This window comes from Actinoallomurus spadix (assembly GCF_024055725.1).
Lineage (GTDB): Bacteria > Actinomycetota > Actinomycetes > Streptosporangiales > Streptosporangiaceae > Actinoallomurus > Actinoallomurus spadix.
Window position 1 is genome coordinate 71,929 of sequence record NZ_JAMXMX010000016.1, and the last position, 12,021, is coordinate 83,949.

Annotated in this window: 12 protein-coding genes; 8 read left to right on the forward strand and 4 right to left on the reverse strand. The window is 71.6% G+C overall.

Going from position 1 to position 12,021, the window contains the following annotated elements:
• Positions 1 to 71: 71 nt before the first annotated feature.
• The 3 genes from NE235_RS23470 to NE235_RS23480 form a co-directional block, all read right to left on the reverse strand.
• The gene (locus NE235_RS23470) at positions 72 to 1,814 is read right to left on the reverse strand and encodes a S53 family peptidase (RefSeq protein WP_252806507.1); all 1,743 of its coding nucleotides are present in this window, start codon (positions 1,812 to 1,814) and stop codon (positions 72 to 74) included.
• 240 nt (positions 1,815 to 2,054) lie between these two features.
• Complete coding sequence (locus NE235_RS23475; RefSeq protein WP_252806509.1) at positions 2,055 to 3,548, reverse strand: M1 family metallopeptidase; 1,494 nt, start codon at positions 3,546 to 3,548, stop codon at positions 2,055 to 2,057.
• A gap of 86 nt (positions 3,549 to 3,634) precedes the next feature.
• Complete coding sequence (locus NE235_RS23480) at positions 3,635 to 3,904, reverse strand: DUF1876 domain-containing protein (RefSeq protein WP_252806511.1); 270 nt, start codon at positions 3,902 to 3,904, stop codon at positions 3,635 to 3,637.
• A 186-nt stretch (positions 3,905 to 4,090) separates the two neighbouring features.
• Between NE235_RS23480 and NE235_RS23485 the strand changes: the two genes are divergently transcribed.
• From NE235_RS23485 to NE235_RS23505, 5 genes are all read left to right on the forward strand, one after another.
• Positions 4,091 to 4,774: a VC0807 family protein gene (locus NE235_RS23485; RefSeq protein WP_252806513.1), complete on the forward strand. Its 684-nt coding sequence runs from the start codon at positions 4,091 to 4,093 to the stop codon at positions 4,772 to 4,774.
• A gap of 156 nt (positions 4,775 to 4,930) precedes the next feature.
• Positions 4,931 to 6,076, forward strand: a complete 1,146-nt coding sequence (locus NE235_RS23490; protein ID WP_252806514.1) for a L,D-transpeptidase — start codon at positions 4,931 to 4,933, stop codon at positions 6,074 to 6,076.
• A 133-nt stretch (positions 6,077 to 6,209) separates the two neighbouring features.
• Positions 6,210 to 6,584, forward strand: coding sequence for an NUDIX hydrolase (locus NE235_RS23495; protein WP_252806516.1), 375 nt, complete (start codon positions 6,210 to 6,212; stop codon positions 6,582 to 6,584).
• The gene (locus NE235_RS23500; RefSeq protein ID WP_252806519.1) at positions 6,581 to 8,116 is read left to right on the forward strand and encodes a glycosyltransferase family 2 protein; all 1,536 of its coding nucleotides are present in this window, start codon (positions 6,581 to 6,583) and stop codon (positions 8,114 to 8,116) included. The genes NE235_RS23495 and NE235_RS23500 overlap by 4 nt, the downstream gene beginning before the upstream one ends.
• A 62-nt stretch (positions 8,117 to 8,178) precedes the next feature.
• Positions 8,179 to 8,625 (forward strand): hypothetical protein, encoded by a 447-nt coding sequence (locus NE235_RS23505; RefSeq protein WP_252806521.1) that lies wholly within the window; start codon positions 8,179 to 8,181, stop codon positions 8,623 to 8,625.
• Positions 8,626 to 8,671: 46 nt separating this feature from the next.
• On the opposite strand, the gene murA is transcribed toward NE235_RS23505, so the two are convergent.
• Positions 8,672 to 9,979 carry a UDP-N-acetylglucosamine 1-carboxyvinyltransferase gene (gene murA, locus NE235_RS23510; protein WP_252806523.1) on the reverse strand — a complete coding sequence of 436 codons (1,308 nt, stop codon included), beginning with the start codon at positions 9,977 to 9,979 and terminating at the stop codon, positions 8,672 to 8,674.
• Positions 9,980 to 10,071: 92 nt separating this feature from the next.
• On the opposite strand from murA, the gene NE235_RS23515 reads away from it, so the two are divergent.
• The 3 genes from NE235_RS23515 to NE235_RS23525 all read left to right on the forward strand — a co-directional run bounded on the left by NE235_RS23515 (position 10,072) and on the right by NE235_RS23525 (position 12,019).
• Positions 10,072 to 11,040: an LLM class F420-dependent oxidoreductase gene (locus NE235_RS23515; protein WP_252806525.1), complete on the forward strand. Its 969-nt coding sequence runs from the start codon at positions 10,072 to 10,074 to the stop codon at positions 11,038 to 11,040.
• 286 nt (positions 11,041 to 11,326) lie between these two features.
• Complete coding sequence (locus tag NE235_RS23520) at positions 11,327 to 11,512, forward strand: hypothetical protein (protein WP_252806527.1); 186 nt, start codon at positions 11,327 to 11,329, stop codon at positions 11,510 to 11,512.
• A 69-nt stretch (positions 11,513 to 11,581) separates the two neighbouring features.
• A complete protein-coding gene (locus NE235_RS23525; RefSeq protein WP_252806528.1) occupies positions 11,582 to 12,019 on the forward strand; it encodes an HNH endonuclease in 438 nt (145 codons plus the stop codon).
• Positions 12,020 to 12,021 lie beyond the last annotated feature (2 nt).

Genomic DNA, 12,021 nt, shown 5'->3' on the forward strand with positions numbered 1-12,021 from the left:
CGGTCTCGCGTGCCGGGCCGCCACCGTCACGGCTCCACCGTCAGGCCGCGCCGGGAGCGCCGCGGCTCGGGTCAGCCCGGGTTGGCCATCAGCGTGTTGAAGAGGGCCGGCAGGTTGGGGCTGCCCATTCCCGTCGACAGGTCGAAGCCCGCCGTCGCCGGGTAGTAGAGATTGTTGCCCGCGACGACGTCGGTGTACGGCTTGTTGCCGCCGGCCACGTTCAGCGCGTGGTAGAGGGTGTCCGGGCCGAAGCAGAAGATGTGGGCGCGCGTGAGCAGTCCCTGATTCACCAGGGCCATGCCGGCCGCCCAGATCGGCGCCGCCGCGCTCGTGCCGCCGGACGACACCCACCGGCCCCGGTAGTAGATCGGCAGGTCGATCGCGACCGCGGAGACGTCCGGCACCTCACGGCCACCGGTGGTGGAATACCGGTTGTCCGCGCCGGGCGCCTGCTGGAACTGCGCCCGCTGGTAGAACTTGCTCACACCGCCGCCGCTGCCCCACTGGTTCTCGCACCGGGACAGGTTCGACCGGTCGGACCAGACGGTCTCCTGCGTGCGGGCCCCGTTCGGCGCGAAGCCCAGGCGGGTGCCGCCGACCGCGACCGCGTAGGGCGAGGTCGAGGGGAAGGACACGTCGAGCGAGCCGTAGACCCGGTCGCCGAACGCCCCGCAGTCACCACTCGAGATGAAGACCGTCATCCTCTCGGCGACGGTGAGGATGCGCAGGCTCTGGTCGATCGACTGCATGATCCCGGGGGACAGGTAGCCCTCCGGGCCGCCCATGCTGATGCTGACGATGCTGCCCGGGGGGCTCTTGGACTTGTCGTAGTTCTCGTCGATGATGCGCTGCAGCGCGTTGTTCAGCGCCGTCCAGGAGTCCGCGCCGTTGCCGGTGTTCAGCAGCGCGGGATCCTCCTGGTAGTCCACGATGGTGAGGTTGGGGGCCAGGCCCGCCAGCATCTGGATGTCCAGGGTGGCCTCCGCGCCGACCGCCGGCTCGGTGGCGCCCAGGTTCACGCTGCTCAGCTGGATGTGCGATCCGGTGCACGCGACGTAGTTGGCGATGTCATTCCGGTCGTACCCGTCCATCTCGACGAGGTTGACCCGCATGTTCTCCCCGTGCCAGCCCTGGTTCCACAGCTGGTTGTAGCCGTACGCGGCGGCGACCCGGTCGTGGGAGGCGAACCGCTGCGGGAACCGCTGGATGCACCGGGCCGCGCGCGCCGGCAGGGCGCGCCCGGGCGCCGCGGCGCCCAGTGCTCCGCGGGCCCTGGGCGCCATGCTGTAGCTCTCCAGGCCGGTGACGGCCAGGATGTAGGGCTTGAGCGCCTCGGGGATCTGCGGCGGGTGGTTCGGGTCGGGGGTGAAGTAGGTGCGGCCGTTCAGCCGGTGCGTGACGAAAGAGGTCCGCAGCAGCTGTGCGGCCTGCCCGGCCTTCACGTCGAAGGTCACGCTCGTCCGCGTCCTGCTGGTCTTGGCCTGGATGTGGGCGCTGTTCAGGTAGGCCTGGACCTTCTGCATCGTCGCATCGCTGACGCCGAGCTCCTTGCCGACGTCACCAGCGGTCTGCGACGGGCTCTTGCCGTGCCCGTACTTCTTCCACACGTCGTCGCTGACCTTCAGCGTGACGCCGACGTGGAGCGTTTGACCGTCCGGGACCCGGCCGGTCACGGGTGCCTTGAGCACCTTGTCCGGGATCCCGAGGTCGAGCGTCGTGTATTTCCAGGTGGCGGCGGCGGTCGGCGACGCCGACGGTTTGCTGGAGGTCCCCGAACTCCCGCATCCGCTCGACACGGTCAGTGCGAGCAGCACTGTGAGACATGCGGCCCGGCGCTTGCGCACGGATGTACCCCGTTTCCTCGTCTGAGATCGTCCACATACGCGGTTGAATGCACACGTGAGCGCTCAGACGAGCGCGACATACCGTCGGTTCCACTCGTCGCGGCGGATTTCGACCCCGCGTCTCCGGCGCGGGGTGGCGGTCGGCGCCGAGGATCCGCGTCGCCGGAACGACGAGAACCCTCGGCACAGGACCGCCCCGGCTCCGCCGGATCAGCCGCGGGAGGCGGGCGGGTGGAGCGCCGCGTGGGCCTGCCGGATCTGGGACCAGGACTTCGGCCGCGCCGCAGTCGCGGTCGGCTGCGGCGGCGCGGCCGGCCGTCCCGGCGTGTACAGCCAGGTCTGGAACAGCGCGCCGAGCCGCTGCCCGGAGACGTGCTCGGCGTGCGCGATGAACTCCGGGATCGTCCCGTTGCCGTACCTCTTGTGCGCGGCCCAGGTGCGCAGGATCGTGAAGAACGCGTGGTCGCCGACTCTCGCCCGCAGCGCCTGCAGGGCCATCGCGCCACGGTCGTAGACGGCGTCGGCGAACTGGTTCTCGCCCGGCCCGGGGTCGCCCGGCTTGACCTGCCAGAACGGGTCATCGGCCGGATAGGAGTCATAGGTCGTGCGGGCGAGCTCGGCGGCCGTGCCCTCACCGTGCTGCTCCGACCAGAGCCACTCGGCGTACGTCGCGAACCCCTCGTTCAGCCAGATGTCGCTCCAGCGGGCGAGTGAGACGCTGTCCCCGAACCACTGGTGGGCGTTCTCGTGCACGATGAGGTACGGCCGGGGCCCGTTGCGGAAGCCGTACGGGCTGTAGAAGACCCGGGTCTGGGTCTCCAGGGCGAAGTGGGAGGTCACGTTCGGCACGTATCCGCCGAGCGCGGTGAACGGGTAAGGGCCGAAGATCCCGCTCGCCCAGTCGACGACCTCGGCGGTGCGCTCGACGCTCGTCCGGGCCGCCGCCGCCCGGTCGGCCGGCAGGTCCGGGCTGTAGGCGGTGATGACCGGCAGGCCGTTCTTCGTACGGGAGTGGTGGACGTCGAATCTCCCGACGGCGAGCGTGGTCAGGTACGTCGCCTGCGGCCGGGTCTCACGCCAGCCGTATCGCGTCCAGCCGTTCGCGGTACGGGAGCCGGTCGGTACGCCGTTGCTGATCGTCTGCAGGCCCTGCGGCACGGTGATCCCGATGTCGTACGTGGCCTTGTCGAGTGGATGGTCGTTGCTCGGGAACCACCACCACGCGCTCTCCGGCTCCTGCGCGGCCACCGCGCCGTCCGGGGTGCGTGCCCAGCCGACGTAGTCGTTGTACTTCTTCGTCGACGGGACGCCCGCGTAGCGGACGACGACGGTGAGCGGGCGTCCCCGCCGGAGGACGTGCGCCGGGGTGATGACCAGCTCGTGGGCGCCGGACGTCGTGAACCGGGCGGGCCGCCCGTCGACCGTGACGGACGAGACGTCGAGCAGAAAGTCCAGGTCGAAGCGGGTGAGGTCCCGCGTCGCCCGGGCGGTGATCGTGGCGGTGCCCTCGAGACGGTCGTCGGAGGGCCGGTACTTCAGCTCCAGGCCGTAGTGGGCGACGTCGTAGCCGCCGTTGCCGTAGTCCGGATAGTAGGGGTCGCCGATGCCCGCCGATCCCGGCCCCGCGTCGGCGTGGGCGGCCGTGCCCGTGAGGAGGACGCCGACGGCGGTGGCCAGGACGGCGGTCAGTCTTCTCCTACGCATTCACTCTCCCGGTTTCTCCGAGTCAACCCACTCGGATGATAGAGATCTTTCGGGCGAGTGAAAGCGTGATCGTGATCGAATTCTGATCAGCGGCTGAGCCGGACGTGCTCGTGCGTCACCGCCTCGATGTCGGTCGCCGCCAGATCGAGCAGCCGATGGGCGAGGTCGGACAGCGCCCGTGACGCCGCGAGTTCCGCGCCGATCTCGGGAACGTCCCAGTCGGCGGGGTTGCAGCGTGCCCGTCCGTGCCCGCGCACCCTCTCGGCGTCCCTGGCGATCAGCCGCGCCTCCGCGCGCGTCTGGCCGTCCTCCTCGTCGAGGAACAGCTCCACGGACCAGTGCTCTTCCGTTCGCATCTCTGCCTCCCCTTTACAGGTGTGCCTCCTACCCATGAGGCTCCCGCGGGTACGACCGCGAGGGCAGGGGCGAAGGTCCCTCGCTGCCGTCCGGAGTGCCGGTGCCGACGGCCTGGACCGGGGACGGCGCCGTCTCGGAACCGGCCGAACCGGTGGGGATCTTGACGTAGCGTGGGCGGGGTCTTCGTGAAGTCGAACGTTCGGGAGTCGCCCGGCACCATGGAGTCGCCCGGCACTATGGGAACACCGCACCGGTTCGAGATCCCCCGCCTGACCGCTCTCCTCCGGCACGCGCTGCCCAGGGTCGTCGAGGGCATGATCGCCCCTGTCGTCCTGTTCTACGCGGGGCTCGTCGTCCTCGGCCTGAACGGCGCGCTGGTGACCGCGGTGGCCTGGGTGTACGGCGGAATCCTCGTCCGTGTCCTGCGCCGCAGGCCGGTGCCCGGCACGCTGCTGCTCGCGGCGCTCGGTGTCACCGCCCGCGCCGCACTCGCGGCCGTCACGGGCAGCGCCGTGGTCTACTTCCTGCAGCCGACCCTGGGCACGATGCTCGTCGCGGTCTCCTTCCTCGCCTCGGTGCCGCTCGGCCGTCCCCTCGCCGCCAAGGTCGCCACCGACCTGGTGCCGTTGCCCGAGGCGTTCCTCGCGCACGCCCGCGTCCGCCGCTTCTTCCTGCGGATCTCGCTGCTGTGGTCCCTGACCTTCACGCTGAACACCGCGGTCAGCCTGTGGCTGCTGTTCAGCCAGTCGATCGGCACGTACCTGTGGGTGCGGACCGCGGCGGTGGCCCTCCTCGGCGCGACCGCGGTGCTGATCTCGGTGTGGGGTTTCCAGCGCTGCGTCAGCCGCGTCACCGCCGTCCCCGCCTGACCGTCTCCGCTTGACCGTTCCCGCTTGACCGTTCCCGGCGCGACGGATCGTCGACGATCCACCATCGCGGCGAACCATCCTGGCGCGCGTGACATCTCCCCGTATGGGGGCATCTGGCTCCGGACAAACGATCGTCCGTAGAGGGAGAGGTTCACGGTGAAGCCCCGAGTGATGCTCGCGGTGACCGGAGCGACGCTGCTGCTGTCCGCGGGATGCGGGCTGGGCGGCTCGTCCTCGCCGGCCACGGTCACGATCACGCCGGCGAACGGCGCGGCCGGCAGCCGGCCCGACCAGCCCGTCGTCGTCAAGGCCGCCCACGGCACGCTGCGCGACGTGACCGTACGGTCCGCCGGCGGGCGGGTCGCCGGGACGTACGACAAGCGTCACGCCCAGTGGACGTCGGCCGGAACCCTCACGCCGGCGACGAAGTACACCGTCACCGCGACCGCGAGGAACTCCGGCGGCAAGACCACCACGGCGACCAGCGCCTTCCAGACGCTCACCCCGGAGCGGACGTTCGGCATCGCCGACATCACGCCGATGCCCGGGGAGACGGTCGGCGTCGGCATGCCGCTCATCGTCAAGTTCAGCGACCCGGTCTACAACAAGGCGAACGTCGAGCGGGCGCTGCGCGTCACCTCGACCAGGCCCGCCGAGGGCGCCTGGCACTGGTTCGGGAACCAGGAGGCCGTCTACCGGACCAAGGACTACTGGCAGCCCCACCAGACCGTGACGCTCACCGCGCGCCTCGCCGGTGTCCGCGGCGCCCAGGACACCTACGGCACCAAGGACTACAGCCGCTCCTTCACGATCGGCGACTCTCACGTCAGCACCGTCGACGTGAAGACCCACCGGATGACCGTCACGGTCGACGGGCGGACGGTCAAGACCGTCCCGATCAGCGCAGGCAAGGGCGGTGAGCGCAAGTACACCACCACGAACGGCGTCCACGCCGTCATGGGCAAGCAGAGCCCGGTCACGATGACGTCCGGCTGGATGGGCGTCACGGACCAGAGCGACCCGAACTACTACAGTCTGACCGTCTACCAGGCCGTGCAGATCTCCTCCAGCGGCGAGTACGTCCACTCCGCACCCTGGTCGGTCGGCTCGCAGGGGCGGGAGAACGTCAGCCATGGCTGCGTGAACGCCCCGCCCTCCTTCGCCAAGTGGTTCTACGACCTGTCGAACCGCGGGGACATCGTCAAGGTCACCGGCACCGATCGCGAGCTCGAATCGGACAATGGCTACGGCTACTGGCAGCTGTCCTGGGCCGACTGGGTCAAGGGCAGCGCCCTGCGCTGACCCCCGGCGGGCGACGTGCCCTGACCTCCGGCGGGCGCCCGGCCCTGACCTCCGGCTGCGGGCGCCCTGCCCTGACTCCGGGCGAGACGGACGGTGACGAGCGGGTTCGGGCGAGTCCTGGCAGGATGAGCGGGTGCTCGATGTCGTGGGATGGGTCCATATGTCGCAGGGGCGGCTCCTCGCCGTCCGCGCCCGCGCCCGGGACCGGCTCTACCTGCCCGGCGGCAAGCGCGAGCCAGGGGAGGACGACTGGACCGCGCTGTCCCGCGAGGTACGCGAGGAGCTCGGCGTCCGCCTCGACCGGCGCACCTTCCGGTCGCTCGGAGTGGTCGAGGCGCCCGCGCACGACCAGCCGCCGGGCACCCGCGTCCGGATGGCCTGTTACACCGCGGACTACGAGGGCGAGCTGGCCGCCACCGGAGAGGTCGACGAGTGGCTCTACGTCGGCCCCGGCGACGAGCACCTGCTCGCCCCGGCGGTGCGCGCCGCGCTGGAGCTGACGCGGTGAAGGTGAGCGTGGTCGTGCCGGTGTACAACACCGGCGACGACCTGTCCCGGTGCGTCGAGTCCGTCCTCGGCCAGACCCTCGACGACTACGAGGTGATCTTCGCGGACGACGGGTCCGACGACGGCACCGAGAAGCGCCTCGACGAGCTGGCCGCCGAGCACGACCGCGTCCGGGTCGTCCACCTCCCGCCCAGCGGTGGTCCCGGCGGCCCGCGCAACGCCGGCATCGACACGGCCCGCGGCGACTACGTCTACTTCCTCGATGACGACGACTGGCTGGGGCCCGAGGCGCTCGAGCGCATGCACGCGATGGCGGTTCGCAACGACTCCGACATCGTGATCGGCAAGATGGTCGGCCACGGCCGTACGGTGCCCCGCGCGATGTTCCGGCGCTCGCGCGACCGCGCCGATGTGCTCGGCGACGCGCTGTACGGCATCCTCACGCCGCACAAGCTGTTCCGCCGGTCGTTCCTCGACGCCCACCGGCTCCGGTTCCCGGAGGGACCGGTGCGGCTGGAGGATCACCGGTTCGTCCTCAAGGCGTACTTCCGGGCCGGCGTCATCTCGGTGCTCGCCGACTATCCGTGCTGCCACTGGGTCCGGCGCCCTGGCAGCTACTCCCGTACCCTGCCCGACCCCGTGCACTACTACGGCGCGTTGCGGGAGGTCCTCGACATCGTCGACGAGCACGTCGTGCCCGGTCCCGACCGCGCGCGCTACTACGCGCACTGGTACCGCGGGAAGATCCTCAAGCGGCTCGGGGAGAAGAGCCTCCTGGACGCTCCGCCGGACTACCGCCGCGCCGTCTATGACGAGGCCCGGCGGCTGGTGACCGAGCGCTTCGGTGAGGGCGTCGACCGGTCGCTGCCGCTCCGGATGCGCGTCCGCGCCGCGCTCTTGCGCGCCGACGCGTACGACGACCTGTGCGCCCTCCTCGAAACGGAACGCGGCGTCACCCTCGCCACGGCCGTGGACGGCCTGCGCTGGGACGGCACCCGGCTCGTCGTGCGGTTCACCGCCCGTCTCGTCCACGCCGACGGCACGCCGTTCGCCGTACGCGACGGCCGGTGGCGGCCGCACGTGCCGCTGCCCGTTCCCGCCGAGGTGCTCGACGCCGCCGCCGAGGGGCGCCGTCTCGACCTCTACGTCCGGCGCCGGGCGGACTCGGCCGACCATCTCCTGCCGGTGACGGTCACGTCGTCCGAGCCGTTCGCGATGTCCGGCGAGGCCGTGGTCGACCCTGACGCGGGCCCGGAGCTGACGCCCGGTGTCTGGGACTTCGTCGCGCGGCTGGACACCGGCGGATGGACCGTCGAGCGGCGTCTGGAGGGCGGCGAGAAGACGGACCGCCGCGGCCGCCTGGCACCGTACCGCACGGAGAAGGGCAGGCTGAGCGTTCGCGTCCGCGCGGCCGGGGACGAAGCCGCCGAGCCACGGGGGAGGAAAGGCGCCGGTTCTCAGGGCACGCTGCTGCGGCGTGCGATCAAGAGGATCCCCGGCGCCCGGCAGGCCGTCCGCCGCCTGCGCGCCTGATCGTGAGCGATTCCACCGCTCGGCGGGCACGGCACCGGCCGCTGTTGTATCGTCTCGTGATCATGACGAGATCGGTGCGAGTGTTCGCGGCGGCCGGCGCGGTGGCCGCCCTGCTGCTGAGCGGGGCGTGCTCGGGCGCCAAGCCCAAGGCCGCGGCGGCGGACTCCGGGAAGGTCGTGACGACGCCGGTCGTCCTGATCAAGAAGTACGACGCCGCCTCGGGCGCCCTGGAGTACCAGGGCACGAAGAAGGTCCAGGAGCCCGACGAGGCCATCGAGCCGTCCGGTCCCGTGCAGACCGCCACCGTCGCCAAGGACGCCACCGTGCTCGGCGCGGTGAACATCTGCTCCGGCGAGGACGCGACGGTGGACGACAAGACCGGTGTCGGCGTCAAGCCCTGCACGCTGCGGCAACTCGAAGCCGCCGTCAAGGACGGCGCGCAGGTCGACGCCTACCTGACGATGAAGGGCCGCACCGTCACGAAGGTCGCCGAGGTCTACCACCCCTGATTCCGGAGGCCGCCGCGGCGTGACCCGCGACGGCCGCCGCGGGCGCTCAGACGGCGACGGCCTCCAGCTTGAGACCGAGGGACGCGAACTGCTCGGCCGGGCGGTGATAGCCCCGCTCGATGTGGTGCACGCCGCGCAGGGTGGACGTGCCGTCGGCCACGGACGCCGCCAGGACGGCCGAGAACCCGGCGCGTACGTCGGGCATGGTGACGTCGGCGCCGGTCAGCTTCGACACCCCGCGCACGACCGCCGAGTGCACCGAGTTGCTGTCGTGGAACCGGCAGGCGGGGCCGCCGAGGCAGGCGTTGAAGACCTCGATCTCGCACCCCATCTTCTTCAGCGCGGGAACGTAAACCAGGCGGTTCTCGAACACCGTCTCGTGGAGCACCGACATGCCCTCGGCCTGCGTGAACAGCACCATGAGCGGCTGCTGCCAGTCGGTCATGTAGCCCGGGTGGGTGTCGGTGTGCACGGCGGCCGGGCGCAGCCCGTCCGGAGCGGACGCGGTGATCCACTCGTCGGTGATCTCGAAGCGGGCGCCCATCCGGGCCAGCGTGGTGATCGCGGTGACGAGGCGGTCCTGCGAGCAGCCGTGCACGCGGACCTCACCGCGGGTGATGAGGCCGGCGACGAGGTAGGAGAACGCCTCCAGGCGGTCGCCGGCGAGCCGCGTCGACGCGCCCTTCAGCCGGTCGACGCCCTCGATCACGATGCGGCGGTCGGGGCTCAGCTCGATGTGCGCGCCCATGCGCTGCAGGAACAACGCGAGCTCGACGACCTCGGGCTCCATCGCCGCGCCCCGCAGCACGGTCTTGCCCTCCGCCAGCACCGCGGTCATCAGGACGGTCTCGGTGGCGCCGACGCTGGGGTAGGGCAGGTCGATCCGCGCGCCGTACAGGCGGCTCGCGCGGGCGGCGATGCCGGTGTCGCCGACCTCCACCTCCGCGCCCATCGCGCGCAGGGCGTCGACGTGGAAGTCGACGGGCCGGCGGCCGATCGGGTCACCGCCCACCAGGGGCACGAACGCCTCGCCGGTGAGGTGCAGCAGCGGGCCGACCATGAGGATGGGGATGCGGTTGAGCCCGGTGAACGCCCGGGGCACGCGCGGCTCGGTCACCGCTCCCGGCGAGATCGTGATGTCGGGGCCGTCGCGTTCGACGGTGTGTCCCAGGGCCTCCAGCATCGCGCCGGTGATCTCCACGTCGCCCACCTCGGGGGCGTTGCGGATCGTGCTCTCTCCCTCGGCTAGCATCGCCGCCACCATGTGCTTGGTGACGGCGTTCTTCGACCCGCGCACGTGGATGTCGCCGCGCAGCGGTCCCGAGGGTTCTACCTTCCATGCCTCTTCAGCCACGGCGACCACTGTACGGGGCGTTCGTACCGCGTCCACGCCGCCCACCCGTGGTGCGGCCCCGTGTCGCCGGGCCCTCTGGTTCGATGAACGTCATGGACACGAGCGTCGTTATCGGAAACTGGCCCGACCGCCCGCCGGAAGAGGCCCTGCACACGGCGGCGATCGCCGACCGGTTGCGGTTCGGGGAACTCTGGATCGGCGAGACGGACACGTGGGACGCGTTCGCCCTGGCGTCGGCGATCGGCCTGGCCACGGACCGGATCGAGATGACCGTCGGCCCGCTCTCCGTGACCGTCCGCGACCCGATGATGATCGCGATGGGGGCCGCGTCGGTCGCCGCCCTCACCCGCAGGCGGATCGGGGTGGCGCTCGGCACGTCGAGTCCGCGGGTGGCGGAGCGGTGGCACGGCCGCTCCCCGGAGGGCTCGGCGACCGCCCTGGAGGAGAGCGCGCGTGCCGTCCGCGGCCTGCTGGCGGGCAAGCGGGTCGACCTGGACGGTGAGGTCGTGCGGACCCACGGGTTCCGGCTCAGGCTGGCACCGCCCGGCGGCCCGCTCAGCGTGGCGGCCCTCGGCGACGGCGCGGTGCGCACGGCGGCCCGGCACGCGGACCGGATGGTGGCCGACATGGTGTCCCCGCCGGTCGCCGCAGGCCTGCGGGCGAAGCTGGACGAGGCGGCGGGCGAGGCCGGGCGCCGCGCGCCCCGGCTCGTCGCGCGGCTGCCCGCGGCCGTCGACCCGACGCCCGAGTCGTACGCCCAGTTGATGTGGAGCATCGTCCCGTACCTCGGGCTCGCCGAGTACGCCGAGACGTTCGGCGGCGTCGGGCTGGGCGACGCGGTGGAGATGGCCCGCGCCGGAGCCGAGCCGAAGGAACTGCTGACCGCGCTGCCCTTCGACGTCGCGGCCAGGGTGGGGCTGGTGGGCGCCGCCGGCGAGGTGCGGGCGCGCCTGCGGGAGTACGCCGACGCCGGCGTGGACGAGGTCGCGGTCGTTCCGGCGACGGGCGGCGACCCGGGAGGCGAGCGCACGCTCACCGCGATCCGGGAGCTCGTACGGTAACCGGCCGCGGACGTGGGCCCTGCCTGGCCGATGCGTGCGCGTCTCCGGAGGAGACGGCCGCATCGGCGGCCGGCGTACCGAAGCGGGCGTGGAGGTGGCCGGCGCGCCGGCGCGCACCCGGAGAGGACCTGAAGGGGGCCGGCGCGGCGGAGCGCGCCCGGAGCGGGTGACCGATATGCCCATTGCCGCGGGCCGCATCCCGTGGGATATTCCGAAAAAGGCGTTGCCCGCGGTGCCACCGTTGAATCATGCTATTCCCGTTTTCGGGGAAGAAAGGGGGGAGAGGATGCACGACCACATCGAGTCGGCGGACGAGACGCCGAGCGACGCACCGGCCGCGCACACCCCGCCGGAGCGGCGCTCACGCATGTCCACCGAGGTTCTGGCCTGTGGTGACCCGGTCGAGTACGGCCCGGACCGGCACCGCAGACACGATCGAATAGCCGACGGAGACCACCGTCAGGGCGAATGACGCCCTGACACGACGTCGGCCGCCTCCGGAGCTCCGGGAGCGGCCTTTTCATTCGATAGGGGATTTTCGGTGTACGTACTCGTGCTGAACGCGTCGTACGAGCCGCTGCACAAGGTCGACGTGCGGCACGCCGTACGGATGCTCGTACGCGGCGTCGCGGTGGTCGAGGAGGCGGTCGAGGGCCGGCGGATCGGTCACTTCCCGTTACCGCGGGTGCTGCGGCTCGTCCGCTATGTCACGATGCGGTGGCGGCACGGCCATCGCCCGGCGTGGGGCAAGCGGGGGCTCCGGCGTCGGGACCGCGGGCTGTGCGCCTACTGCGGCGGGCGCGGGAACACGGTGGACCACATCTTCCCGCAGTCGCGCGGCGGCGGGTCGACCTGGGAGAACACCGTCCTGGCGTGCGGCCCGTGCAACAATCGCAAGCGCGACCGCACGCCGGAGGAGGCGGGGATGCGGCTGCTGATCGAGCCGCGCGTCCCCCTGTGGAGCGAGCTCCTGCCGTGAGA

Coding starts and splice junctions, on each gene's coding strand:
- NE235_RS23475 (WP_252806509.1), bottom strand. CDS start 3,548: ATGCGTAGGAGAAGACTGACCGCCGTCCTGGCCACCGCCGTCGGCGTC.
- NE235_RS23480 (WP_252806511.1), bottom strand. CDS start 3,904: ATGCGAACGGAAGAGCACTGGTCCGTGGAGCTGTTCCTCGACGAGGAG.
- NE235_RS23505 (WP_252806521.1), top strand. CDS start 8,179: ATGACGAGATCGGTGCGAGTGTTCGCGGCGGCCGGCGCGGTGGCCGCC.
- NE235_RS23515 (WP_252806525.1), top strand. CDS start 10,072: ATGGACACGAGCGTCGTTATCGGAAACTGGCCCGACCGCCCGCCGGAA.
- NE235_RS23520 (WP_252806527.1), top strand. CDS start 11,327: ATGCACGACCACATCGAGTCGGCGGACGAGACGCCGAGCGACGCACCG.